The following is a 248-nucleotide window of genomic DNA, read 5'->3' as shown; positions in this document are numbered from 1 at the left end:
CGACAAAAGTACCTGGCTATGGTTCGCTCGGGAGCTTACCGAGCGCTATCACGTCATCATCGTCGATCTACCCGGTTTCGGCGCCAGTAGCAGGCCACATGGCAGCTACGATGTCGGCACCCAAAGCGAACGCCTGGCTGCGTTCATCGATGCACTGTCGATAAGGCGACTGCATCTGGTCGGCCACTCCATGGGCGGGCATATCGCGGCGTTATACGCGGCCCGTTACCCGCAGCAAGTCACTAGCC

Annotated in this window: 1 protein-coding gene; it reads left to right on the top strand. The window is 60.1% G+C overall.

Translation table 11 applies throughout. The features are described from left to right. On the top strand, nt 1–248 hold a 248-nt coding region (locus AC0IW9_RS31530), incomplete at both ends, for an alpha/beta fold hydrolase (RefSeq protein WP_471652223.1).

It is taken from the genome of Belnapia sp. AC561 (assembly GCF_979252845.1).
The sequence above is the reverse complement of the archived record's forward strand: the minus strand, read 5'-3'. Positions and strand labels throughout refer to the sequence as shown.